At 69.8% G+C, this 23,603-nt stretch carries 23 protein-coding genes; 10 read left to right on the forward strand and 13 right to left on the reverse strand.

From position 1 onward, the window contains the following. Positions 1 to 15: 15 nt before the first annotated feature. Both OG470_RS06220 and OG470_RS06225 read right to left on the reverse strand, forming a co-directional pair. A complete protein-coding gene (locus OG470_RS06220; RefSeq protein ID WP_328421643.1) occupies positions 16 to 504 on the reverse strand; it encodes a hypothetical protein in 489 nt (162 codons plus the stop codon). Further along, positions 501 to 1,052, reverse strand: a complete 552-nt coding sequence (locus OG470_RS06225) for an RNA polymerase sigma factor (protein ID WP_328421645.1) — start codon at positions 1,050 to 1,052, stop codon at positions 501 to 503. Before OG470_RS06225 ends, OG470_RS06220 begins: the two co-directional genes overlap by 4 nt. 575 nt (positions 1,053 to 1,627) lie before the next feature. On the opposite strand from OG470_RS06225, the gene OG470_RS06230 reads away from it, so the two are divergent. Next, positions 1,628 to 3,043 carry a DUF4241 domain-containing protein gene (locus OG470_RS06230; protein ID WP_328421647.1) on the forward strand — a complete coding sequence of 472 codons (1,416 nt, stop codon included), beginning with the start codon at positions 1,628 to 1,630 and terminating at the stop codon, positions 3,041 to 3,043. Positions 3,044 to 3,570: 527 nt separating this feature from the next. On the opposite strand, the gene OG470_RS06235 is transcribed toward OG470_RS06230, so the two are convergent. Next, positions 3,571 to 4,971, reverse strand: coding sequence for an AfsR/SARP family transcriptional regulator (locus OG470_RS06235; RefSeq protein WP_328421649.1), 1,401 nt, complete (start codon positions 4,969 to 4,971; stop codon positions 3,571 to 3,573). 144 nt (positions 4,972 to 5,115) lie between these two features. On the opposite strand from OG470_RS06235, the gene OG470_RS06240 reads away from it, so the two are divergent. After that, complete coding sequence (locus OG470_RS06240; RefSeq protein ID WP_328421651.1) at positions 5,116 to 5,409, forward strand: hypothetical protein; 294 nt, start codon at positions 5,116 to 5,118, stop codon at positions 5,407 to 5,409. Positions 5,410 to 5,858: 449 nt separating this feature from the next. On the opposite strand, the gene OG470_RS06245 is transcribed toward OG470_RS06240, so the two are convergent. Further along, a complete protein-coding gene (locus tag OG470_RS06245; protein ID WP_328421653.1) occupies positions 5,859 to 7,724 on the reverse strand; it encodes an Hsp70 family protein in 1,866 nt (621 codons plus the stop codon). 169 nt (positions 7,725 to 7,893) lie between these two features. On the opposite strand from OG470_RS06245, the gene OG470_RS06250 reads away from it, so the two are divergent. Beyond that, positions 7,894 to 8,091 carry a hypothetical protein gene (locus OG470_RS06250; RefSeq protein WP_328421655.1) on the forward strand — a complete coding sequence of 66 codons (198 nt, stop codon included), beginning with the start codon at positions 7,894 to 7,896 and terminating at the stop codon, positions 8,089 to 8,091. Positions 8,092 to 8,303: 212 nt separating this feature from the next. Here OG470_RS06250 and OG470_RS06255 read toward each other — a convergent pair whose 3' ends face one another. The 4 genes from OG470_RS06255 to OG470_RS06270 form a co-directional block, all read right to left on the reverse strand. After that, the gene (locus tag OG470_RS06255) at positions 8,304 to 9,173 is read right to left on the reverse strand and encodes an aldo/keto reductase family oxidoreductase (protein ID WP_328421657.1); all 870 of its coding nucleotides are present in this window, start codon (positions 9,171 to 9,173) and stop codon (positions 8,304 to 8,306) included. A gap of 1,142 nt (positions 9,174 to 10,315) precedes the next feature. Further along, the gene (locus OG470_RS06260) at positions 10,316 to 10,822 is read right to left on the reverse strand and encodes an excalibur calcium-binding domain-containing protein (RefSeq protein ID WP_328421659.1); all 507 of its coding nucleotides are present in this window, start codon (positions 10,820 to 10,822) and stop codon (positions 10,316 to 10,318) included. Positions 10,823 to 11,065: 243 nt separating this feature from the next. Then, positions 11,066 to 11,407, reverse strand: a complete 342-nt coding sequence (locus OG470_RS06265; protein ID WP_328421661.1) for a hypothetical protein — start codon at positions 11,405 to 11,407, stop codon at positions 11,066 to 11,068. Positions 11,408 to 11,414: 7 nt separating this feature from the next. After that, a complete protein-coding gene (locus OG470_RS06270) occupies positions 11,415 to 11,633 on the reverse strand; it encodes a hypothetical protein (protein ID WP_328421663.1) in 219 nt (72 codons plus the stop codon). Positions 11,634 to 12,034: 401 nt separating this feature from the next. Here OG470_RS06270 and OG470_RS06275 point away from each other — a divergent pair, with 401 nt between their 5' ends. Next, entirely contained in the window at positions 12,035 to 12,244 is a 210-nt protein-coding gene (locus tag OG470_RS06275; RefSeq protein ID WP_328421665.1) for a GntR family transcriptional regulator, read from the forward strand. 868 nt (positions 12,245 to 13,112) lie between these two features. After that, positions 13,113 to 13,340 carry a hypothetical protein gene (locus tag OG470_RS06280; RefSeq protein WP_328421667.1) on the forward strand — a complete coding sequence of 76 codons (228 nt, stop codon included), beginning with the start codon at positions 13,113 to 13,115 and terminating at the stop codon, positions 13,338 to 13,340. A gap of 142 nt (positions 13,341 to 13,482) precedes the next feature. Here the strand turns inward: OG470_RS06280 and OG470_RS06285 are convergent, their stop codons facing one another. Then, complete coding sequence (locus OG470_RS06285; RefSeq protein WP_328421669.1) at positions 13,483 to 14,721, reverse strand: hypothetical protein; 1,239 nt, start codon at positions 14,719 to 14,721, stop codon at positions 13,483 to 13,485. Positions 14,722 to 15,001: 280 nt separating this feature from the next. On the opposite strand from OG470_RS06285, the gene OG470_RS06290 reads away from it, so the two are divergent. Both OG470_RS06290 and OG470_RS06295 read left to right on the forward strand, forming a co-directional pair. Continuing rightward, complete coding sequence (locus OG470_RS06290) at positions 15,002 to 15,532, forward strand: hypothetical protein (protein WP_328421671.1); 531 nt, start codon at positions 15,002 to 15,004, stop codon at positions 15,530 to 15,532. Between the two features lie 50 nt (positions 15,533 to 15,582). Next, on the forward strand, positions 15,583 to 16,440 hold the full coding sequence (locus tag OG470_RS06295) for an IS5 family transposase (protein ID WP_328426164.1): 858 nt from the start codon (positions 15,583 to 15,585) through the stop codon (positions 16,438 to 16,440). Positions 16,441 to 16,451: 11 nt separating this feature from the next. Here OG470_RS06295 and OG470_RS06300 read toward each other — a convergent pair whose 3' ends face one another. Then, the gene (locus tag OG470_RS06300; protein WP_328421673.1) at positions 16,452 to 17,027 is read right to left on the reverse strand and encodes a DinB family protein; all 576 of its coding nucleotides are present in this window, start codon (positions 17,025 to 17,027) and stop codon (positions 16,452 to 16,454) included. Positions 17,028 to 17,206: 179 nt separating this feature from the next. Between OG470_RS06300 and OG470_RS06305 the strand changes: the two genes are divergently transcribed. After that, entirely contained in the window at positions 17,207 to 17,599 is a 393-nt protein-coding gene (locus OG470_RS06305; RefSeq protein WP_328421675.1) for an Imm32 family immunity protein, read from the forward strand. 151 nt (positions 17,600 to 17,750) lie between these two features. Here OG470_RS06305 and OG470_RS06310 read toward each other — a convergent pair whose 3' ends face one another. From OG470_RS06310 to OG470_RS06320, 3 genes are all read right to left on the reverse strand, one after another. Next, on the reverse strand, positions 17,751 to 18,692 hold the full coding sequence (locus OG470_RS06310) for a phosphotransferase (RefSeq protein ID WP_328421677.1): 942 nt from the start codon (positions 18,690 to 18,692) through the stop codon (positions 17,751 to 17,753). Positions 18,693 to 18,756: 64 nt separating this feature from the next. Next, positions 18,757 to 19,422 (reverse strand): Type 1 glutamine amidotransferase-like domain-containing protein, encoded by a 666-nt coding sequence (locus OG470_RS06315; protein ID WP_328426166.1) that lies wholly within the window; start codon positions 19,420 to 19,422, stop codon positions 18,757 to 18,759. 980 nt (positions 19,423 to 20,402) lie between these two features. Next, complete coding sequence (locus tag OG470_RS06320) at positions 20,403 to 21,308, reverse strand: LysR family transcriptional regulator (protein WP_328421679.1); 906 nt, start codon at positions 21,306 to 21,308, stop codon at positions 20,403 to 20,405. A 70-nt stretch (positions 21,309 to 21,378) separates the two neighbouring features. On the opposite strand from OG470_RS06320, the gene OG470_RS06325 reads away from it, so the two are divergent. Then, entirely contained in the window at positions 21,379 to 22,266 is an 888-nt protein-coding gene (locus OG470_RS06325; protein ID WP_328421681.1) for a dihydrodipicolinate synthase family protein, read from the forward strand. A gap of 347 nt (positions 22,267 to 22,613) precedes the next feature. Then, a complete protein-coding gene (locus OG470_RS06335) occupies positions 22,614 to 23,549 on the forward strand; it encodes a LysE family translocator (RefSeq protein WP_442931054.1) in 936 nt (311 codons plus the stop codon). The last annotated feature ends 54 nt before the right edge of the window (positions 23,550 to 23,603 follow it).

Genomic DNA, 23,603 nt, shown 5'->3' on the forward strand with positions numbered 1-23,603 from the left:
ACATCGGGCGCCGTGTCACGTGCCGGGGTGCCTGCCGGGGGTGAATCGGGCCTCGAAGCGCCGCAGGACAGTCGCGGCAAAGCGTTGACGCACCGGTGCCAGCAGTGGGCTGACGAGCCGCATGCCCGGCGCTCGTACGCCGGACAGGTAGCCGAACCGGGTGCCGTCCCGCTCGTCGCCGGCTGGCGCGGCGGCCATGCCGAAGACGACGAAGCGGCTCTGCATCAGGCACCAGCCGGGCCGCAGGATCAGGTCGAACGAGCCACGGAGCCCGGACCGGCCGCGGACCACCGCCCGCATCCGCTCGCCGTCCCGCGCGGTGATCTGGATCGACCGGACATCGGGCACCAGCCCCGGGAATCCCTGCTCTGGGTCGCCGAGCACGGACCACACCTCGTCGAAGCCGGCCGGCAGCACCGTCTCGGCCAGGACGGTGCCCGGCATCGCCTCGTGCAGCACCCGCAGCCGGCGCAGGTCGTCGAACTCGCCGATGGGCCAGGTCACCGCGCACCCCCTTCTGAGCGCCAGGCGCGTCGGAAACACTCCCGGGCCCGGAACAGCCGGGACCGCACGGTGCCGGTCGGCACGCCGAGCATCGCGCCGGCCGTCTGCTCGTCGAGTCCCTCCAGATCGCGGAGCGTCAGCACGGCTCGGTGCTCGGGCGACAGCCGGTCCAGCACGTCGTGGATGTCGGTGGCCAGCGCTGGATCGCCCGGCGCGGGCAGGTCGATCAACTCCGCGGGTACCGATCGCGACGACCGCCGGGCAATCCGGACCGCCTCCCGCACCGCGATCACCCGTACCCAGCCGAACAGGGCGGCCGGTTCCCGCAGCGTGCCCAGACTGCGGAACACGACGATCAGGGTCTCCTGGGCGGCGTCCGGCGCGTCCTGCAGGGCGATCGGCCCGCACAGCCGGCGCACGTACGGCGTGATCGCGTCGAGAAGATCGTGCAGCGCGATCAGGTCGCCGCGTTGCGCGCGGCGGATCGTCTCGTCGGGCACCCGCGCGGGACCGGCCTCGGCCGAATCCGCCGGACCGTCCTCGCCCATCATCTCCCTCGGTATCGCCGTCGGAACGGTTACACCGTACGCCCGGGTCAAGCTGGTGCCGGCGGGAAGCCGGCCGGTCGACGTCGCCGCGACCTGCCGGGATATTGGGTTGTTCCTCGTGGCGGACGCGCATAGCTTGTCGGCGCATCGTTTCGACGTCCGAAGAAGGTGCATTTAATACGTTGGCCTGCTGACGCCGAACCTGGCTGCACTGGCGGTCGCGGCGCGTGCTCACATCGGCACGTCCGGACGGCAACCGGGCCAGCTCGGCGTGACGCTGCGTAGCGCGGATCGCGGCAGAAGCGGTCGTGTCTACCGCGGCGGGAGCCGAATGGATGGCTGGAGACCCATGGGATCATGACGTCATGTCGACCCAGCATGATGCCGGTGACGCTCGGGCGACCGACCGGGCCCGAGGAGTTCCAGATCGCGGCGGGTCATGGAGAGGTCTGCGCAAGTTCGGGTCGGCCGGCGAGGCTTACGGCTTCCGGCGCTCCGGTCTGGTGTTCTTGACCTGCCTAGCGGTGGTAAGCGGACTCTCCGTGGCGGCGGCTACGGTCCGGATCAGCTCGTCATTGAGCGAGAGAGCGGAGCAGGGCGTGGCCGAGGAGAGCGCGGTCGAGGTCACCTACTGCGCGGGATGGGATCCGGGGAGCCGGAAGCCCGTCGGCGTGATGAGTGTGGACGGGGCGCGCAAGCGCGATTCGGCCGGAGAGCCTTACGCGGTGCTGCTCACCGCCGACGCACGGCCGAGGGCGCTGCTGCAGATCGACTGGGGGCGCCATTACCTGGGCCTGTTCCTCTTCGACGAGCACAGCCGCCGCGACCGTGCCTTTGACTACCGCGAGCTCGAGCCGGGCCTGCTCGACCTGCGCCAATACGAGCAGTGGAGCTACGCGTCTGCGGACGAGCCGGAATTCCCCGAGCGCGCCTGGCACTTCACCCTCACGGCCCGGCCGGACAGTGACACCGCCGATGTGCAGCTGGACCATGGCGGCCTTTTCCAGACCAGCCACGACATCCCGGAGCGGCACCGCACCCTGCGCAGGGTCCCGTTCGGCGACTGGACGGCGTACGCGGACGGCCGGATGCTCGGTTTCAAACGCAGTGCGGGGGGCGCCGGCGACGTGACGCTCGTACCGGCCAGGCACAAGGAAGACCAGGGGCACCGGGAGGCCGCAACGCCGCTGTGGCGGGCTCCGTCGGGCCTACGGCCCCGCCATCTGGAGGCGCTGTTCACCCCGGGCAATCGGTTCTCAGACACCGAGTTCGGCGTCGCGATCGTTACCGAGCCCCAACCCGCCGGGGTGCTGCGAGTGCCTACCGGCGCAGTGATCGCCGCCGACCCCGGCACCCTCGGCAGCCGCGATGAGCCGTACACGGTAATGGTCCCGGCGGGAGACCACCCTGTGCTGATCGCCGGCATGCGGTGGGAGAGCGAAGGCTGGGGCGAGACGACCGCCGCCATGCTGCGGATCCTCGACAAGCCCACCGCAAGCTGGGAACTCGCGGTCCGTCCCGGGCAGGACATACGGCTGCTCGGCGACGACGAGTTCTACGGCTTCGGAGTGGACAGCGGCATGGGCGCATTCCTGGACGCGTCAGGGCGGGACGCCCTCGCCGCGGCGTACGAGCACCGGCAGCCGAGCGACGCCCGGGACGACGACAAGGAGACGAAGATCGCCGATCCGAACACCGGCACCAATCTGATCGCCTACCCGAGCGGGAGAGGCGACGGCTCCTACCCGGTCTGGATCGGCCGCACCACCGACGGCGAGGTCACCTGCCTGGTGGCCGACATGCTCGTCCTCCACGACATGAAGCCCCTGCCGCCCACCGCACCCGACACGACCGTCTTCCTCACCCCCACACCGACGGGCAGTGGCGTGCGGCCGGAGCCGAAGCCAGCAGACCCCGAGGCAACCGCCGAGTTCCTGGCCACCGTGGCTGCCAGCATCGCAGCAAAGAAGGAGCAGGTCAGCCGTCGCTGACCTACCGCCCGCCCAACGGCGTCCGGGTCCTGGCGAAGCCCGCCGGGCGAGTCCAGGCCGAACGTCCCGGTCCGCCCCTGCTGATCCGACCGGACAAAGAGGTCCTAATAGCGGCATTCGACGTGCGCCCCGCCGGTCACCGTGCCGGCCAAACGTCCTAATCTCGGCATGTCCGCAAGGAACCGCACGAGGCTGACTCGACGCAGCGTGACCGGTGTGCCGAGACCCCAGCGCGCACGATCGGCAGCAGATCCGGATGCTCCCGCCGCCGCCCAGGGGAGAACTGGCCTTCCCCATGAGGACTGGGTGGTGCGATCAGGTGGTGTCGAAACCCGCGGCCGAGCCAGCGCCCGTAGCTGGGTGCGGGTGTTCAGCCCGGCGCGAACCCGCCCTTGTCGTGCCCGGCGAGGGGATCCGCGGCTGATGTCTGAGAGGGGTCGGGGTTCGGGCGGTCCCCGAGGTCTTCCCAAGGTTTTGTGCCCGTCAGCGTGGCCGGCCGGAGGCCGCCGGCAGGCCGGGGAGGGCTGCTAGTGCTTTTGCCCGCTCGAGGCTGCGCGCGGCTGTCGGACTTCTTCGTTGGGGATGAAGTGCTCCATGCCGGCGTCGGTCAGCCGTCGGTTGAAGGTGGTGAGCAGGTCTTCGGCAGCGGCGTGGTCGCCGAGCGCCTCGAGGGCGTGTATGGCGCGCCGGTGCAGGTCTTCGTTGTACGGGTCGATGCGGATCGCGTCTTGTAGCAGGGACAGGGCGCGCCGCGGGTCGGGCTGGGTGGCGGCCAGGGCGGTGTAGGCGTCGATGACGTGCCTGCGTAGGGCTTCTCGTGGCGGGTTGAGCCACGGCCAGTCGTGGCCGGCGGCGAGGTTGCCGGTGTGGGCGTTGATGACGGCCTGCCAGGCGGCGGGGCGTGCGGTCACTGCGGTGGCGGCATGTTCTACCGCAGCGTGGAACCGCCACAGGTCTACCTCGATGTGGTCGCGGCGCAGGCGGTAGCGGTCGCCGGTGTGCTCGATGAGCGGAACGTCGCTGACGGCGGCTACAGCTTTCCTGAGGTCGCTGAGGGTGGTGTAGAGGCGGGTGGTGACGGTGTGTGCGGGAAGGCCGGGCCAGATGGCGGATGTCAGGTCTCGGCTGTTGGCGCCGTCGGGATGCACGGCGAGGAAGACCAGGGCTTGGCGGGCGGCGGTGCGCCGGATTGTCACCGGCTGGCCGTGGCACTGCAGCATCGTGTCGCCGAGGATTTGCAGGCCCAGGCGCCGACCAGTGGTGCGGCGGGGCATGGGTGGCGCATCGCCTCGAGCGGTCTGTCGCGGGACGCGCGCCTGGGTCACCGGTTGGTCGGCTGCTCGAGGCAGTGGCTCGTGGTGTCCTGGCTGAGTCCGGGCCTGGCTGATCACTGTGAGCAGGTCGGCGGCAGCCGCCGCGTTGAGGACGCACATCCGCTGCCGTGCCGGCTGCTCGTCCGTGTTGTCATAGGCGTGGCCGGTTGCCGTGATCTCCCAGGTCGCGCCGTGGGGCCAGGCGCCGACGAGGACTGCGATGGCGGTGCCGCTGGTGGCGGCGAGTGCGGCCTTGAGGCTATGTGCGCTGCTGGAATCCTGCGGCGTGTGAGTGAGGAAGACCCGGGGCGGCTGGCCGGCTGGCCGATGCGCCGTGCTCCTGCCTGGTGCGTTGGCGGTGTCAGGAGCCTGATGCTGCTGGTGTTCCTTCAGCACCGTCACTGCTTCCTCAAGTGATGCGGCGACGGTGAGACCCGACACCGAATGGAGCCGGTGCGCGGTGGGGCTGAGCAGCCTGGTCAGGTCCCCGCTGGTGGTGATGAGCGCCGTCTCTCCGCTGCTCTGGTGTTGGGCGTGCAGAAGGACGGTGACGAGAACGCCGCGAGCAGCATCGTGGGCGGCAACCCCTGTGAGCCCGACGCCGGTCGGCGGCACATCCGCCAGCAATGAGTCCGGCGGCTGTTCCGTGCGCTGATCCGGTGCGGTGAGATCGGATGGACCGGTGCCGTCGGAGGCGGCCAGCGCTGCGTGGGCTGCGGTGACGGTCTCTGGCAGCGGGGCGAGGTCGAGGTTGTCGCGGTGCGCCGGCCCGGCCTCATCCGGGCGGTAGGCGCGCCGGCGGCGCAGCCACACGAGTGCTGCGGCCGCGGCGACCTGTTCGGCGGTGGCGTGCGGTATCCAGCCACCCGGCACGGTGACCCGTCTGGGTCGATGGTGACCGTCGTACCGCGCGTCTCGGCGGTACGGGTGGTGGTCGTGTGGTGGTCGACGGTGCCGACCGTCGTCGAGGGGATGTCTGCCGGTGGTGCGGGCGTCGTACTGGCGGAGGCGGTGAAGACCGCGGCGCCGGCCATGCCGGTTGCGGTGGCCTGAAGCGGTGTGGGAAGTGGTAGCCGGCGCAGCCACCGCATGCCGGCGCGTGTCCTCGAGACCAGTCGGACGAGGAGCGTGCCGGCGAGCAACAGCCACACCAGCCAGACGAGGATCGCCAGGGCGCCCGTCAGGGTCTGCTCGGTCAAGGGCTGCTCGAGCCACTGCCGCGCCTGCTGCGGGCTCGGCCACCGGCGGAGTGGCCATCCGACGGTGCGCGCCAGCAGCAGCGGCGGGCCGGCCAGCAGGAGGACAAGGAAGAGGCTGGCCCCTATCCGACGCGGCCACCGCATCGCGGGCACCTCCCTCCGCGGGTGACGGATCCACCCTCGGGTCGGCTGGCGCTGCCGGGCCGGTCCGCGCACGTCGCCCACCGGCAGCCGATGCAGCCGCTCGCGGCGGCCAAGCCGCGGTCCGCGCTCGTCATGGCGGCCCCGTTGCCCTGGGACGGGTCAAGGGGCATGGGCGGCGGGTGCGGCGGGGCGGATGACGCGCGTCCACAACCGCGCGGCCCACCAGACGGCGATGGCGATGGCGTAGATGACGCCGAGGGTGCCGGCGGCCTGTGAACTGACGAGCGCGGCGGTGATCACGGCAAGGGGTGCGGCGAGGATGAGGCGGAACACCAGCGGTGTCACAAGCGCCATGACCACCCCGACGCCGAGGAGCAGGCCGCCGACGCGGCCGGCGATGTCGATCCACAGCACCAGATGGGGCCACCGGTCGGCGGTCAGGGAGTACTGGATCAGCGCCATGCCGACGGCTGCGGCGACGACGGAGCCGGTCGGCACGGCCAGCAGCGCCGACCAGCCGCCGTGGGGTGCGCGCCATTGCCGGGCGGCGACGACCGCGATGGCGGCGGCCATCAGCACGGTCGGGGTGATCGGCCAGAGGGCCCATTTGAGGAACGCGCCTACCGGCTGGCCTAGGTACTGGCTGGCAACCACCGCGTAGAGGCCCGCGATCGCGAGGCCGAGGGAGACGGCGGCGAGGATGCCGACGCTGATCTTTCCGCCTTCGGAGCGGGTGTCGGGGGTGGGGCTGTGGGCGGCGGCGAGGGAGCCGAGGATGGTGCCCGCCCCGAGGCATGCCAGGAGGGCGAACACGGCGGCCATGGTGAGCTCGCCCCAGTTCAGGGTCACCCAGTAGTGCACGTTCAGCGTGCTGTGCTGCTCTGCGGTGATGAGGCACTGCCAGATCAGGGCCAGGGACGCGAAGCCGGGCACGGCGATGGCGACGGCCCGCCGCACCGGCGGCACCGGCACTTCCACGGCGCTCGCCGTGCTGGGGTTGGCGGCGCCGGCGTCCGCGGCGCCTCGGGCGGCAACGAGCACCGGCTCCGTGACCACCGTCGGAGCGACGCCGGTCTGGTCGGCGATGAGCTTCTCCAGTTGCGGCAGGTGCGCGCCGCCGCCGACGCAGTAGACGCCGGCGAGTTCATTGGTGCTGATCTCGGCTGCGGTGACCGCCTCGCTGGTCAGCCGCGCAGCGCGCTGCAGGACCGGGCGGGCGGCCTGCTCGAGCATGGCGTTGTTCACGATGATGGGTGGCCGGTCGGGAAGCGGCACGGTCACGGCCGGGTGATGCGCCAGGGCTTCCTTCGCGGCTTGAACGCTGGCGGCCACCGTCCACCGCATTGCGCCATCACCGGCGTCTTCCGGCATGGGGTCGCCGTTGAGGGACGCGGCGAGAGCTTGGTCGATGGCGCTGCCGCCGGCGCCCGGGTCGGCGAGGGTCGCGAGGACCTCGAAGCCGGCAGGGCCACGGCGCAGGACAGTGACCTCCGCGCCCGCACCCAGGTCGCAGACGGCGATGAACGAGCCCACCGGCCATCGCAGGCCGGTGGCCACCAGGTGCTCGGCGACGGCCACCGGCGCTTCCACCAGGCGTGGCTGTGGAAGACCGGCCCGGTGGGCGGCCTGCCGCATCCAGGTGCGCCGCCGCGGCCCCCACCCCGCCGGCACCACCACCCGCACATCCCGCACAGGGCCGCCGGCGACCCGCTCGGCCTCGGCAGCGACGCGGCGCAAGGTTGCGGCCGTCAGGTCGAGAGCGTCAACGACGGTTCCGTCGACGGTGAGCTGGTCGTCAACGGGACGGCGCGGTGCCGGGATGAACCGGTTCGGCTGGTCCGCCGCGGCCTGCCAGGCCCGCTGCCCGGTCCACACGTCGCCGTCCGGGGAGAGGTAGACGGCGCTGGGCAGGTGTGGTGCGCCGTCGAAGGACAGTGGCGACCAGCTGCCGTCGGGCCAGGCAAGGACGGCGACGGTGCTGGTGGTGCCGCAGTCGATTGCTAGCCGCGCCTGCCCCGCCTGCATGGGCATAGTCAAACATGAACATCTCGCTTACGTCACCCCGCCACTACAGGCAGGAATGGGGGCCCGTCCGCTTCGCTTCTCGTGACGTCGCATCGGTGGCCTGTGCGCAGGGCGTCCTGACCTTTGCCGTCGTCCTGCGCCGGCCGGTCCTGCGTGGTACGTCAGTCGGATGGAGGTGTTGTTGCGCGGCGGGCCAGGCGACGGGCACGTCATCGACGGCGGCGGCGAGTCCGTGGTGTGGGGTGCGTGCCTGTACGAGCGCACCTCGGACATCGGGCGGTCCCGCGGCCGGGACCTGCGCGTGTACCAGCACCGGCCCGACTGTTGCCAGCCGTACGGGCGCGGCTCGGAGGACCGCTGCGAATGACGCCGACGGGTGGACGGCACAGCATCCTCAACCAGTCAGCCCAGCGACTGGGTTCCTGCCGGACGTGCGCGTCGTCGCCGACCGCGTCGAGGGGGCCGGGTCGGCGGGCTCCATGTGCAGGGGGCACTCCGCTTCGGCGACGGCGCTCGCCACAGGTGGTCCCCGGTCGCCGAGGCCGATGAACCCGATCGGAGGTTGCACGGTGGTCGTGTTCACGACGCGATGGCGTTCAGTTCGGTCAGCGCGTCCTTGGGAAGGTTCAGCGCAGCAGCGGTGACGTTCTCGCGCAGGTGCGTGACGGATGAGGTGCCGGGGATGAGCAGGAGGTTCGGGGAGCGCTGGAGCAGCCACGCCAGCGCGACGGCCATCGGTGTGGTGTCGAGGCGGTTGGCGACGGCGTTCAGTTCCTCGGACTGCAGTGGGGAGAAGCCGCCGAGCGGGAAGTAGGGCACGTAGGCGATGCCCTGTGCGGCGAGGGAGTCGATCAGGTCGTCGTCGTTGCGGTTGGCGATGTTGTAGAAGTTTTGGACGCATACGATCGGCGCGATGGACTGTGCTTCGACGATCTGCTCGGCGTTGACGGTGCTGAGACCGAGATGGTTGATCAGGCCCTCCTGCTGCAGCTGCGCGAGCGCGGTGAACGGCTCGGCGATGGGGCCGGGAGTGGGTCGGTCGAGCCCACCGACGCGCAGGTTGACCACGTCGAGTGCGTCTAGCCCGAGGTGATCCAGGTTGTCGTGCACAGCCTGGCGCAGCTGCTCGGGAGCCAGCGCCGGCGGCCAGTTCCCCTCGGCGTCCCGCAACGCTCCGACCTTCGTCACGATGTGTAGATCGTCAGGGTAGGGGTGCAAAGCCTCCCTGATGATCTCGTTGGTGACGTACGGGCCGTAGTAGTCGGCGGTGTCGATGTGGTTGATACCCAGGAGAACGGCCTCGCGCAGCACGGCCACGGCAGCGTCGCGGTCGGCCGGCGGGCCGAACACGTGCGGGCCGGCCAACTGCATCGCGCCGTACCCCATCCGGGTGAACGTCAAATCCTCCGCCAAGGTGAACGTCCCGCCAGGCAGTGGGGTCGATGTCATGAGAGTTCCTCTCCTCGTTGTCGCAGGTCCACGCGCTTCCCGCCGATGCGGGCGCCAAACCGCGGCGGCCGCCAGAGGTGATGGCTAGCGGCGGATGTCAACGAGTGCCCACGGGCCGGCCGCGGGACGTGAGCGGGACTCGCAGGTGGCGCTAGGGAGCCGTCTTCTGACGCGATTCACAGCCGAGCACACCGATTATTCTGCTCCCCTTACACCCCGAAGCCCCTGCGGCGCCCCGCCGGCATCGTCGTGGTCCCACTTCATGTGAGTGGTCGATCGGCGAGGCCGCTACCTCGCCGGACCCTGCTGCGCGGCCTGCTGCACCGCCGCCACCCACAACCTGCCCGGGACCCGACCCGGAACGGATCCTCGCCCTGGTCGAGTCGGGGCGTACCGCCCGGTCGGACGCGGCCGACCTGACCGAGCTGGCCGTCGCCGCGGCGGCCGGACTGATCGCCGAGAAGCCGTCGTACGCGAAGCTGGCCGCGCGGCTGCTCACCGCGCGCCTGGCGCGGGCCGCTGCGCACGGCCCGCCCGGCGCGCCGGTCTGACAGGGACCGGCCGAGCTAGGCCCTGGTTCGCCACTACTGGTGAGCAGGGCGGCACCCGCTGGCTAAGCAGAAATCGGGCGCCTCGCGGGCTACCTGGCTAGGAGGACGACCACCATCGCCAAGCACCCGAGCAGTAGCGTCACTGCGCCGAACACCGCAAAGGGCCACCACTCGCCCGAGCGTTGCGGCTGTTGGGGAAGTGGCTGGGTTGGCAGGTTCCAGACGGCAGGTGCGGCAACGCCGTTGCGGCTGCCCGGCCAGCGCGGCGGCGGGGTACGAGATGTCGAATTAGCCATAGGGATATCTCCCGACGGGCTTCATGGTGCGCTGTTCGGACCATGCACCGGGCGAGATCGCGGGGGTGGTGCAGTCCCGCCCGTTCGTCAGGCCGCGCACCCGACCTTTCCATCATTTACAGGCGTCGCGGGAATGTGGGGCGTTACATCTACACTCGTCCGGCGCCGCCCCCTTCGTCACCCTCGCCGCACTCACCGTGCGCGGCCTTGGCCCGGATACGGCCAGGAGCGGCAGGGCGTGGCGGTGGGCACAAGTGTTGATCGGTTGCTCCGTTTCGCCAGGGCTGGGGACCTATCAGTCGCACACCGCGCCGTCCTTGTTCCGGTCGATGTACCAGGCGTACTCGGGGTCGACGCCGCGATAGTACGGGCCGTAGCCGGCGTTGTTGGCCTCTCTGCAGGTGCTGAATCGCGGGTCGGTCGTGGGCGCGGGTGGAGGCTTCGGCCGGGAGCTGGTGGGCGCCGGCCGTGGCGTGGTGCTGTGGGTGGCGGTCGGATTCGGCCGGGCTGACGACGGGCTCGGCCCCGCCGCGGACGTCGTCGGGGTAGATCGTGTCGGTGTGGGCAGTTGCTGGAGGACGTTCGAGTCGGTGGTGGCGGTCGCGCCGCCCTCGGGGAGTGCAGCGGCGGAGGGGCCGGCCTGGGCAGGGCTGTTTCCGGCGGAGGGGCCGCTCGGTTCGTCGTCGTTGACTGCGATGAAACCTCCCCAGCAGCAGAGACCGAGGAGGACGGAGGCGGCGATCACCCATGGGACCGCCTTCTTCCTGCCTGCTGGCGGGGGCTGGTAGATGGGTAGCTGCACGGTGTCACCGTGCGGTGCCTGATGGGGGTCGGGTGTCATCAGTGGAGACTTTCTGCCGGTCGGGTAGGAGACGAATCTGGTAGGCCAGGGTCCGGGCCTGGCCGACGGACAGCAGTATTTCTTGGTTTCCTGTGTCGCCGAGGCCCGTGATGAGGAGCTCGGGTGTGGCGCCCGTGGCGGTCGGCTCGGTGAGAGCGACCCGCAGCGTCGCCGACAGCACCTGCGCCCCGGGCCCCGGCCGGATCAGGGAAGCGGCGGCAGGTCTGCGAGGGTAGTTGGCCGAGGTGGTCTCTGAACGGTGATGCGCCCGATGGCGACCCGCCAGGAGGCCGCCGCACGATCGGCGGCGTAAGCGACTGCCCGGCCTGCGGCTATGGGAGCGGTGGTGATGTCGTCGGCCATGACGCTCAGGGTCACCTCGCAGGTGTTTGTTTCGATCATGCAGCGAACGGTCGGCGCGATGACGCCTTCCCACCGGTGCTGAAGCTGCGTCAGCTGATCGCGCAGATCGTCAATGAATGCCGGCAGCGAGGCGTCCTCGGGTGCGGTCATCAAAAGGATGAGACTGACCTGAAAGACCTGCACGGAGGATTCACCCCTTCCCGCAATGAGAGCGGATCCGGTCGGCGACCGCGGCTGCAGGCGGCCCGAGCAGGTCCGACACACCCTCCCCCAGGTCGGGCACTGCGCCGCCCCGGGCGGGCCCAGTGGCCACGCTCGAACAGCTCGGCAGGGGGAAGTCGCTGACGCTGATGGTGATGACCTCCTCGTCTAGGCCCTGCAGGTACCAGTCGAATCTGGGAACGGTCATGGGTACTTCCTCGACGGGGATGCAGGTTTGCGGCACACCGGCTGTCGTGGACGTCGTTGGCCGTGCTGGGTGAACAATGCGTCGGGGTAAGTCGCGCAGGAAAGCCGCGCGATTTCCTCGTGGGGCGTGCCGTGCCGGGCTATTTGCGGCCGGTCGGGTGGAGGCGGTTGCGGGGCAGCATGTCCGCGTGCCGAATCGGCAGGAAATGCTGCACACGCCGCGCCGTTGCCGAGGCATCAACTCCGACGATGAGGCCAGTCATCGGGCTTGCCTTCGTTGCGTGCGGCCGGAAGGGCAGCGGCCCCACCAACCGCGTTGCTGGGGGCGACGGAGGCGGTGGGGCCACTGCGTCATCAGCCGGGAACGGGGGGTCGGCGTCCCCGACCGATGGTTTAGGACGAATGACCTACCGCCAGATCGCGGACGGCACCGCCGCGAGAGCCGCAGTCGGCGAGTGCCCGCCCGAATCCCGGATCCCGTCGTACAGCCAACTGTCCGCGCTCTACCGCGTCTCCATCGCCACCGCCCAGCGTGCGGGCACGGTGCTGCACGTCAAGGGTGTCGTCTACGGAGAACCCGGCATCGCTGTCTTCGTCAAAGGCCACACCTAGTACGGCGGGTCACGCGGGGCGGACGTTACGCCCGTTTCGTGGAGCTGCTAGGCGAGCCGGGCCGTGGGAGCGTTTTCGCCGACCAACCAAAGCGGCCACCTTCGGTAACCGACGCAGGTCATCGCGTACTCGCGATACGCCTTCGCATTGCACCATTTGCATAACGGGCGTAGTAAATGTCCGCAGGCTCCGGCCCATCCCACGCGCAGCCGTCTCGCAGTCGCTGCCGCTGGGTGTCGACACCGCGGCGCAGCGCTTGGCTCGGCTTCGCCGCTTGCTGTGGTGCCGGCACGGATCGCAGCAAGCACCCCGCCACAAGTCGATGTCAAACGCTCGTCCGAAGAACGGCGACGTTGGCGAGTGGTGGCTGTTCGCCATGTCACCGTGCTGGTTCGGTACGTCGCCATGATCGTGATCGCGTTGGGCCTGCTGAGGCTTCGACGGCTCGCCCGCGGTTGCCGTGGCCTCTTTGGCGCCGCAGCGGGAACCTTCCTCGTTCACCGTGCTGCGAACCGGCGCCAGCCCCGTTCGTGGACGTAACGGTATGTTGCCTGCCAGCGCCGATACGACGGATGCCCATGGGCGAGCGTCCAGCGACAGGGGCGGGACACCCGGCCCCTCCCCAACCTTCGGAGGGTGGTCTCGTTCCTGTCGCTATCAGGCGCGGCGCATGTGGTGTCCATTGACCATCGCGAGCACGTGCTGGTCGTGACCGCCCTGCGCCTCCCCCGCTGGGCGACGCGCAGGGCCGGGGCACGCTTCCACGCACGATCGAACGCGTGGTGCAGGCACGATCGAACGAAGTTCCGGGCCCACGGCCGCCGGCATGGCGTAGCTGTATCGCGTCGTCAAGCCGGGCGGCTATCTGGTGACCGCCTTCAAGGCCGGGAGCAGTCAGGTCCGACGCGCGGGCCGCAGCACCAATCTTGGCGTCGAGTTTGACCTTTACTGGCAGGCCCCGGAGGAGATGGAACGGAGCGTCACGGACGCTGGCTTCACGACTGTGTTCTGGGGCGGATTCCCCGCCGATGGGCCGGACAGCCCCGCCCAGGGGTATCTGCTCGCCCAGAAACCTGTTGCCCATGCACCGCGTTGACGCGCACACCCTCAACTCGACAGCTCCGGACGTCGACCGATACGGGATGTCGGTCACTGGCGTGACGGCTTCATCTCGGTGGCGTGTACGGTCGGCGGCAGATTCGCGGACTGTGCTGGCCGAGGCACGGCACCTAATGGGGTCAGTTCGGGCCTCTCTGGTCGACGATCGGAAAGGCCCGCCGCACTTCCGCCAGGAACTCGGTCCGCCGAGCAGCGTAGGTGCTGACCGCCGCCCATAGCGCCTCCAACGCAGCCTGCAGCGGATCCGACTCGCCAGCGGCCATGAGTGCTGGCAGTGCCATCGCGACCGGGTCCACCGGGGCGTCGAGAACTGTGCGGAGCGGATCAGCCGGGACCCGACCCGCCGGGCGCAGCGCGACCAAGGAGAACGTGACGGCCGGCTCGCCCAGGATCCGTGTCCGCAGCGCTGTCGTGTCAGCGAATTCGGCGGGTAGCGGCACGCCCCGATCCAGCGCCGTCCACGCCGGCGTCATCCAGTCGAGGTCCGCAATGCCGGCGACGGTGAACGCTTGCCGCGCCGCCCAGATCGCGATCTGCCGCTGAATGACGGGGTCGGCCTCGGCCACCCCGTCGACGAGGTCTCGGTCCAGCAAGGCGATGCCATAAATGTTGCCGCGAACCCGCCGGAGCCGCTCACTCGGCGGGCGCCCGTCCCAGCGCCGCAGCTCATCCCGCCTTCGGCACTCCTGGTCGCGACGTTCCCGCTCCAACCGCTTGAGCATCTCAGCCTCGACCTGCTCCCACAGGGTCGGCGGGGGCGGCAACGCGCAGGCCCAGGCGTGCCAGTAGGCGGCGGCGCCGCTGGTCTGGCGCGGGATCGCGTCGGTGCGCGTCACGCCGTCACTCGGGCCGCCGCCGGTTATGCCCTCCGGCCACAAGCACAGCAGGTAGCGGTCCGGCCGTCGATCCATGTAGGTGTGGTCGCCCTCGTCAAGCTCGTCAGGGTCGAGCCCGCCGAACGGGTCGTGCCCCTCGTCCATGCCCGTGGCGCAGTACCGGACGCGGTAGAGCGGCAGCCGGCTGGTGTCCTGCCCTTCGGGGGTCAGCGGCAGCCGGGCGAGTGACCCGTCCCCCCACGGGACCAAGTCGACCACCCCGGCCCTCGGCAGAAACGACACCTCCACCACCTCCTCCCACTCTTCCGCTGCGGCCGACGGCTCAACGTCGTGCAACTCGATCGTGAACCGGACACGCCCAGAGTGCGTGCCGGTCATCAGGAACAGCGCGCCCGGCTGACCGGCCCCGCAGAGGCCGTTCGCTTGCCCAGCGAACGCCCCGCCCATGTCTGGCAGCTCACGACTCGTCACGTAGATTTGCCCGTAGGCGACCGGAGCCTTGCCGTCGAAGAGAATGCGCATCGGCCGATCCTGTCATCGACCGGCGGGCGCCTGCTGTCCCCACGATGCGGCAATCACGTCAGCGACTATTCGAATCGACCGGGGCCGGGCCCCCACTCCACCGCAAGCTCACGGCATCGCTCATCGGCCTGTGCGTATACCGGCCGAGTCGGCACTTCGTGACGCCGCGTAGCGCGCGGATCGCGGCAGATCCGTGCACGCGAGCGTGGACTCCAAGAGTCAACCCGCGAACCAAGGATCAGCGCTCAAGCGATGTTTCACCTTCAGCTACCGTCGTCAGATGCCCGGTGCCCGCACCGCCGTGACCGCCCTTGTCGCCCTCACGATCGTTGACGTCTTCCACACCAACGTCGCCCTCGCAGCGTACGAGTACGAGCACCGGATCGGCGTAGTGACCCACGAAGGGTCCGGCACGGTGGACATGCTCAACACCATCGTGCCGCTTCGCGAGCTGCCCGCAGCGATGTTCTGTCTGCTGCTTCTCACCCTGCTTACCGCCTGGGCCGGCGTCGCCAACTGGTTCATCCAGACCCGGCGCACCGAGCCACCGGTCGCACCCACAGCGCCAGTGACCCGGTGGCAGATGAGCGCGATCGTCGCCGTACCCCTCAACCTGATCGCAGCCGTGCAGTACCTGTCCGCCACCGCAAACGGGGGCGAGTACATGCGCACTGTCCTGGCCGAGACCACCCTGCTGCTGGTCGCCGCATCCGTGGCACTCGTGATCACCACGACGGCCGGTATCCAGGTCGTCCGGCGCACCGCAGCAAACCAGCAGCACATCGCCGGTGCCGGAGCCACAATGGCCTAGGGCGTGTCCTGCCGATCTTGTAGGGGTTGGTCGTTGACGATGTGCCGGTGGTGCGTCGTGGTGAGCTGACCGATGAGGCGTGGGCGGTGATCGCGCCGTTGCTGCCCGAGCCGGGGCGGGGGCGGTGGCGGGATCACCGTCAGGTCATCAACGGAATCCTGTGGAAGCTGCGTACGGGTGCTCCGTGGCGTGACCTGCCGGAACGGTTCGGGCCGTGGAAGACCTGCCACGAACGGCTGCGTCGGTGGACGGCCGACGGGACGTGGGATCGGATCCTCGCGGCGGCGCAGGTGCACGACGACGGGACACCGGTGCAGTGGACGATCAGCATCGACTCGTCGATCGTGCGGGCGCACCAGCATGCCGCTGCCCGCAAAAAGAGGGGCTCCCCGACCAGTGCGGCGACGCCTGGTGCGCAAGATGGCGAGGCCATCGGCCGGTCCCGAGGCGGGCTGAGCACGAAGATCCACCTCGCCGTCGACGGACGTGGCCGGCCGTTGTCGATTCTGCTCACCCCAGGTCAGGCCGGCGACAACCCCCAGCTGCTGGCGCTGCTGGACGCGATCTGCGTCAACGAACCGGGACCGGGCCGACCCCGCAAACGCCCCGACGTACTGATCGCCGACAAGGGCTACGCCCACGACTCCACCCGCCCCGCTTTGCGGCACCGCGGGATCCGGCACGTCATCCCGGAACGCTCGGACCAGGTCGCCCGCCGGGCCGCCAAGGGCAGCGCCGGCGGGCGGCCACCCGCCTTCGACCGGGCGGTCTACAAGAAGCGCAACGTGGTGGAACGCTGCTTCAACCGCCTCAAGCAGTGGCGAGACCTGGCCACCCGCTACGCCAAACGCGCATCCCTCTACCGGGCCAGCCTCGTCCTCATCGCCGCCATCATCTGGCTTCCATGATCGACAGAAACCTAGTTGCTGCGTTTGCTGGCGTCGAGGGCAGCCTGCTCCACCCGCTGGCGGTAGTCCAGCCACCATGACTCGTCGGCGGGGGGCAGGTTGTCGTTCCTGGGCAGCAGCCCGGCCGCGCCGTCGATGAGTTCTCGCACGATGTCAGCGTGGCCTGCGTGCCGTTGTGTTTCCGCGATGACGTGGACCAGGACGTGGTGCAACGTGACCGCTGCATCGCCCCACCACGGCACGCGGCCGACCTCATCCAGTGCAAGGGCTTCAATGGTGGTGTCGGCGTGGGCGATCGCGCGACGGTACAGTGCGACGATCTCCTCGCGGGTCTCATCCGCGGTCGCCCACATGTCGGCATTGGTCTCCGCTCCGTCGCCGACGTACGGCAGCTCCTGCTCGAACGGCCGGCCGAACACGACGCCGAAGTAGAGGATCTCCATGGCCGCCGAGTGCTTCACCAGACCGAGCAAGTTGGTTGCGGTCCGGGTCAACGGACGCCGAACATCGTATTCGCTGAGCCCGTCGAGCTTCCACAGCAGCGCGTCGCGGCCGCCCTTCAAGTAACTGTGCAGGTCTGCCTTCATCGCGGCACTATGGCATCCGGTTGGGTGTCGGCGCTGCCCCTGACGATCCACGGAGCTCATGATCGGCAGGACACGCCCTAGTCGTCCACGTGACGCACGGTCGGCGGCATGTGAGGGTGCTTCCGTTCGTTCTCGGTTGCAGGCGAGGGCGTGTCCCGGCCATGAGGAAGAGTGCGCCAGTGAACGATTACCGGCTGTGCCGTCTTTCGACGTCTGACGGCGAACTAGAGCTTGCCGGACCGCCGGCTGCTCTTCGTGCCCTCGCCCGGCTGCTCCGCGAGCCTTGGGAGCGGGTGGAAGCTCAGGTTTCGGGCGGAGTTGTCGTTCAGGAGCGGACAGCAGGACCGCTGACCGTCAGCCTTCGAGGCGAAGCAACGCTGCATCTTTCCGGCGGTCATCGGTATCTCGACATCCTTTGGGACGCCCTCGACGGTGTGGCTGAGCAAGCCGAAAGCGCTGAGGATCGCGGAGTTCACCGGCATCAGCACATCGAGTACCTTTCGGATGACGAATACCGGTCGCCGGAGTCTGTCCCTCTGGTCATCGTGTCCGATTGGCCAGAGGCGGCATAGCGGACGAGCGGTGACCGCAGTCTCGGACCATCGCGCCTCCCTCAGTACCGCGCGGCGAACGCCCTCACATCGGCACGTCCGTGCGCGGACCGCGGCGGCTTGTCGTGACGCTGAGTAGTGCGCTATTCGCGGCAGATGAGTGCGTTCACACTCACCGAACTCGGTCAGACTCTAGGAGGGGAATCGTCCTCGCTCGGGCGGCCCAGGCATCGACGATGTGGTCCAGGGTGCGCCTGCCCCACCGGCTCATCGTCGGGTTGGAGTCGAGGTAGTACCAGACCAGCCCCATCGCCTGCTGGAACGCCCAAGCCATCCCGCGCCGCCACTGGACGTCGCCGCATCCGAGCTCACGGCGGAGGATGCCGCGCTGGGTCTCGTCGAGGAGGTGCCAGGCCGCCACGAGGTCGAGCGCCGGGTCCGCCGGGCCGAAGCCGCCGCCGTCCAGGACGCCGACGAGACGGCCGCCTTCGACGAGGACGTTGGGCGGGATGAGGTCGCGGTGGCACATCGCGTCCTCGTCGACCTCGGGCAGCGTCCGAAACTCCGCCCAGATCCGCCGCAGGAGGGGTACGTCGAGCAGGTCCTCGCTCTGCCGGAAGCATGTCTCGAGCCACTCGTCGTGGTCCGGAAGGTGCCCGCCGCGACCGACGCCGTCGAAGCGTCGCCCACGGATGTCGTCGGCGCGCATCCCGGCGATGAGCTCGGCCAGGTCATGGGCGAACGCGTTCGACCCTGCGGGGTCCTCGACCGTCGCGTCGTGGCCGGACAGCCAGGTCTGGACGCTCCACGGCAGCGGATAGCCCGCGCCCGGCTCCCCGATCGCCACCGGCTCCGGGGTGGGCACGGTGGCGGCGTCGGCCAGTTCACGCGCGGCCTCGGCCTCGGCCGCCAGCGACGCGCGGGCCTGCGCCGGGTCGTGACCGACCAGCGGGAAGCGGGCGGCCAGGTCGTCGCCGATCCGGAAGATCGCGTTCACGGTCCCGGGCGTGCGCAGCTCGGTGACCGGCAGTCCGCGCCACTGAGGGAACTGCACCTCGACCAGCCGGCGGACGGTCTGCGCGTCTACGTGGAGCTGGTCGGCGTGCATCGTCATGCCGCCATCCTCCCGTCGGCGACCGCGGGTGTCCTCCGACTTTCGCGCGGCAGGCTCGGCGCCGTCATTGCCCGACCAGCCGCCAGCGCCCGGTCGAGACGACGTCCACCTTGTCGCCGCGGACCCGGATCGCGGAGTCGTCGTCGAGCAGGTAGAGCGGGAAGTCCACGCTCGCCGCCAGCCGGTCCGCCCATGCCTCGTCGCGGTTGCGGAAGGACGGGGAGTCGAGGTGCGGCTTGACGTACCAGTCGAACAGCGGGCAGGCCGGCTTGATCCGCTCCTCGCCGACGAGGTGGAGGTCGGCTAGGTCACCGAGCAGGTCGGCCGCCCGCTCGTCGAAGCGCCGGCTGAAGATCATCGAGCCAGCTCTGGTGCCGACGTACACCTTCTCGCGCAGCAGCCTCGGGAACGCCTGGGACAGGCCGGCGCGGGCGATGCTCTGAGCGAGATGGAACTGGTTGCCGCCGGTGACCCACCAGACGTCGGCCCGGCCCAGACGTCCCTCCAGCACGTTCCGCGTCAGGCCGTTGAGGTCGAGCACGTCGAGCTCGCCCCAGCCCATGCCGTGCAGGTCGGCGAGCGCCTCGACGAACCAGCCGTGGTCGCCGGGTTGGCCCAGCGAGGCGGTCACGATCGCGGCGACCCGGGCCTCGGCGCAGGGCTTGCCCAGCAACTTCGCAAACGCCTGTCGCAGTGTGTCGTTGGCCAGTCCGTTCGAGGTCAGCAGCATCCGCACGGCCCCGATTCTGTCGCACGCCGGCCAGAGACGGCGTGGCCGGCCCGGTCAGGCGGTGAACAACTCGGCGATCTGGCGACCAGCGTGTTGACGAATGCGTCCGGTAGGCCGCGATGCCGCCACCCCAAAGGTCCACACACGGCGGAACAGCTCGAGCCCGACCGGGTGCCGTTGCCTTCTCCTCGCAGCAGCACCACACAGCCGGGTGCCTCGTCAGGACTTTGACGCGGCCGGTCGCACGTCCGCACATCGGCAGATCCGCTCACCTCACCGACTGGGCTCGCCTCTGGCGTCCATCTCCTGCGTCGCGTTCTGCCACAGCAGCGCGCCGGCAAGCACCTCAGCATCCGATGACTGCGTTACCCGAAGACCACGCGCATGATTATGGACCGTGCCAGCGCATGGGTGAGGCGGCGGCGCCGAGAGCATGTCCGCCGTCTTCGCGAGGCAGGGCCGCACCAATCCGCGCCGGTGACCTCCCGTTCGGCCGGCCAGGAGAGCCGAAGCTCGACGGCTGCGCCGCGGTCAACCGCCATGGCCTCACCTACTGACCGCGTCACATCTGACGGCGCCGCAAGCACCATCGGACAGCACCTGACGGGGGGCCCGCACCGAGAACCCGCCGTGACAAACGCCGGTCGCGGGCGAAGCCGGGGCGGCGTAGGAGTCAATCGCCTCAGCTCGCTGCCGAGAGCGCGCGTTACCGGCGGCAGATGCGCGTACCTGAATCTCGCGCCGCATCGTGGTTGCATCCTGGGTTCAATCAGGCGCCCGTGCGATGGCTGATCAGTGGCTAGGCGTTACTGCTCGCAGTAGGGGCAGGGGGCCTTCCGGGGTGGGCTCGCGGCGAGGGGCATGCCGTCCGGAGCGGGCTTGGGGTTTTCCACCCGATCGCCGCCAATTTTGCTGTCGGCCTCCAAGCCGGCTCCGTTCAGGAGGATCGGGCCGCCGCGTGCTGGCGCCGGTGAACACCACTATTGGCAGACCTGCATGTTCGAGGCGGCGGTCCGGAGTGCCGCCACGCTTGCGGCCACCGCCGGGTGGTCGCCCGAGCCCTTCCGGTACGCGACCCGGGTACGTCGCTTGATGGTGAGCGGTACGAGGCGGACCCCGGTGGGCGGTTGCCCGACGGCGAGTTGAGGTACCAATCCGACTCCCCGGCCGGAGGCGACCAGGGCAAGCATGGTGGCGAAGTCGTCCGCGTGATGACGCACGGTCGGGTGGAAACCGGCCAACTCGCAGGCGTGCAGGGCGAGCGAGTGGCATAGCGTCCCCTGGCTACCCACGATCCAGTCCTCGTCGCGCACCGACTGCATCGGGTCGCCCGCCGGATCGTGCTCCGTTCCGGCGGCGGGAATGGCGATGAACACCGTCTCGTCCAGCAGCGGTGTCGAGTCCAGCGCCGGATCCGGTTCGACCGGCACGATGTCGTAGTCGTGTACGAGGGCCACGTCGAGACGGCGGTCGCGCAGTGCGGCCGGCACGGCGACCGGGTCCAGTTCGGTGACCATCAGGTCGAGCGCGGGTTGGTCGCGGGCCAGCGCGACCAGGGCAGGCAGCAGCAGGGTACGCACCGCGCTGGGATACGCGCCGATGCGTACCGTGCCGGATAGTCCGCCCCGCGCGGCGGCAAGGGTGGCCTCGGCCGTCTCCAGAGCTGCGAGGACCACCTCCGTTTGCCGAACCAACGCCTCCCCGGTGGGAGTGAGGGCGACCCGACGACCGACGCGTTCCAGGAGCGCGACACCGGCCTCCCGTTGCAGCGCGGCGAGTTGCTGAGAGACCGCCGAGGGCGTGTAGGTGTACGCCTCGGCGACAGCGGCGATGGTGCCGAGCCGAGCCAGATCCCGGAGCAGCCGCAGACGGCGCACATCAAGCATCAGTTCAGCTTACGTATTCGTTGAGCAATCGGAACTGGATCTTCACAATCTCAAGTCGCAGGCTGAAGGCATGACACCGTCCGGCCTGTACGTACCGCTCATCACACCGTTCGACGAACAGGGCGACATCGCCATTGACGCGCTGACCGCGCTCGCTCACGACATGCTGATAGCCGGCGCGGACGGCCTGGTCGCGCTGGGTACCACCGCGGAGCCGCACGCGCTCAGCAACGCTGAGCAGCTGACGGTGGTCGACGCCGTCGCCGCGGTCTGTCGGGAGCACCGGGCGGGCCTCTTGGTCGGCGCGCACACCACGGAAGACCTGCAAGCCCTCGCCGGACGGCCCGAGGTCACGGCGGCGCTCACCCTGGTGCCGCCGTTCCTGCGACCCGGCGAGGAGGCGGTGCTCGCGCACTTCGCTCGGCTGGTCGAGGCATCCCCGGTGCCCCTGGTCGCCTACCACGTTCCGTACCGCACCGGGCAGCAACTCTCCGCCGAGGCGCTGCGCCGCCTCGCCGCGCTGCCCGGAATGGTGGGGATCAAGCACGCCGTCGGCGGCATCGACGCGGACACCATCGCCTTCTTCGCCGACCTGCCACCCGACTTCGTAGTGCTCGGCGGCGAGGATGCGTACATCTCACCGCTGCTCGCCCTCGGCGCACACGGCGGCATCCTCGCCTCCGCGCACGTCGCCACCGCCGAGTACGCCACGCTGGTCGCGGCCTGGCAAGCCGGCGACATGGCCGGGGCCCGGCCCCTCGGTCACCGGCTCGCCACCCTGTCGACGGCACTGTTTGCCGAACCCAACCCATCCGTGATCAAGGCGGTGCTGCACGCCCAGGGACGCATCCCGACACCCGTGATCCGTCCACCACTACTGTCCGCCACACCATCGACCACGGCGCGAGCCTTGGCGCGAGCGGCCGACCTGAGCAGCGTGCCGACGCGGCCGAGATAGACGTGACCAGGCTGGTATAGAGATTGGGTGTATGCCCCGAGGGCACTGATATCCCAACAACGCTTACCCCGCCGCAATCCCACCGTCGCCAAAACGTTCGACTACGACCAGATGGACACCCGAGCCAGCACGGACAACACGAAGTGAAAGTGGCGCTGCCCCCTGGCAGCCGGGCGAGCGCGAACCAGGGATTTGTCGAAAGGCACGGCGGCGACATCCGGTCTTTAGACGCCGCTTCACCTTGGCGCCGGCGCGACGCACACCGAGGGCGACGGGCGCTCCGACGCCGACGCGCACGATCGGCGGCATGCGGACGTCGACGCGGGGCAGCCTGGGCAGGGTAGGCGGTGCATTTCCTGATCTTTAGGATGACGTCCGCGGGCTGGTTCGACCGCTCAGGGGACGGGTTCGAGTTCCAGATGCTCTACGGCAGCCGGCCAGAGGAGCAGACCCGGCCGGCCGGCGAGGGCCACAGGTTCCGGACCTACCTGTCCTACGACAGCTACCTGATGCGCCGGCTCGCCGAGCGCGCCCCGAACTTGGTCTTCTTCGCCCGCGCCCTGATCCTCAGCGGTAGTCGGCTGGCTTGGGCAGGGGTTGAGCGGGGCGGCGCCAGCCGGGATGATCCACTAATGGATCTCGTCGCCTCGCTACCTGCCTTCGTCGTTGCCGTTGTGCTGATCTCGGCATCTCCAGGTCCTGCGATGGCGCTGATCATGCGTCGGGCCGCGCTGCGCGGATTCGCCGGAGCGGTGCCGACTGTGCTGGGCCTGGAGGCCGGTCTCTACCTCTGGGCGTTGTTCGCCGCGGCGGGTCTGGCAGCCATGGTTGCCGCGTCGGAAGCAGCTTTCATTGTCCTCCGGGTGATCGGCGCGGGATTCCTGATCTACCTGGGAATCAAGGCGTGGCGGACCGCCTGGCAGGGCCGGAAGTTGGGGTCGGTCCAGGAGCCGACCGAGGACCTGCTGTCCAACCCGAAGCGGGGCTGGTGGAAGGCCTTCGGCGAGGGTGCGTTGGTGATGCTCGCCAACCCGAAGGCCGCCGTGTTCATGATCGCTTTCTACCCCCAGTTCGTGCCGGCCGACCGGCCGTTGTTCGCGACCACCGCCCTCCTTGCACTGCTCCAGGTAGCTGTCGAGATCGTCCTGTACCTCGGTCTGGCGGCCGTGGTCGGGCGAGCGGGCGCGTGGTTCCGCCGACCGGTGATCCGCCGTCGACTGGAAGCGGTCAGCGGCACAGTGCTCATCGCCCTGGGGCTACGGGTAGCCGCCGCGACCCGCTGACCGCCGCGACCCTCCCAAACCCCCCTCGCGGGTGGCGCCGGGGGTCGGGCCCGT

The sequence above is a fragment of the Micromonospora sp. NBC_00389 genome (genome assembly GCF_036059255.1).
Taxonomy (GTDB): domain Bacteria; phylum Actinomycetota; class Actinomycetes; order Mycobacteriales; family Micromonosporaceae; genus Micromonospora.

Coding starts and splice junctions, on each gene's coding strand:
- OG470_RS06225 (WP_328421645.1), bottom strand. CDS start 1,052: ATGGGCGAGGACGGTCCGGCGGATTCGGCCGAGGCCGGTCCCGCGCGG.
- OG470_RS06245 (WP_328421653.1), bottom strand. CDS start 7,724: ATGCAGGCGGGGCAGGCGCGGCTAGCAATCGACTGCGGCACCACCAGC.
- OG470_RS06250 (WP_328421655.1), top strand. CDS start 7,894: ATGGAGGTGTTGTTGCGCGGCGGGCCAGGCGACGGGCACGTCATCGAC.
- OG470_RS06255 (WP_328421657.1), bottom strand. CDS start 9,173: ATGACATCGACCCCACTGCCTGGCGGGACGTTCACCTTGGCGGAGGAT.
- OG470_RS06270 (WP_328421663.1), bottom strand. CDS start 11,633: ATGACCGTTCCCAGATTCGACTGGTACCTGCAGGGCCTAGACGAGGAG.
- OG470_RS06275 (WP_328421665.1), top strand. CDS start 12,035: ATGACCTACCGCCAGATCGCGGACGGCACCGCCGCGAGAGCCGCAGTC.
- OG470_RS06285 (WP_328421669.1), bottom strand. CDS start 14,721: ATGCGCATTCTCTTCGACGGCAAGGCTCCGGTCGCCTACGGGCAAATC.
- OG470_RS06290 (WP_328421671.1), top strand. CDS start 15,002: ATGCCCGGTGCCCGCACCGCCGTGACCGCCCTTGTCGCCCTCACGATC.
- OG470_RS06300 (WP_328421673.1), bottom strand. CDS start 17,027: ATGAAGGCAGACCTGCACAGTTACTTGAAGGGCGGCCGCGACGCGCTG.
- OG470_RS06310 (WP_328421677.1), bottom strand. CDS start 18,692: ATGACGATGCACGCCGACCAGCTCCACGTAGACGCGCAGACCGTCCGC.
- OG470_RS06315 (WP_328426166.1), bottom strand. CDS start 19,422: ATGCTGCTGACCTCGAACGGACTGGCCAACGACACACTGCGACAGGCG.
- OG470_RS06320 (WP_328421679.1), bottom strand. CDS start 21,308: ATGCTTGATGTGCGCCGTCTGCGGCTGCTCCGGGATCTGGCTCGGCTC.
- OG470_RS06325 (WP_328421681.1), top strand. CDS start 21,379: ATGACACCGTCCGGCCTGTACGTACCGCTCATCACACCGTTCGACGAA.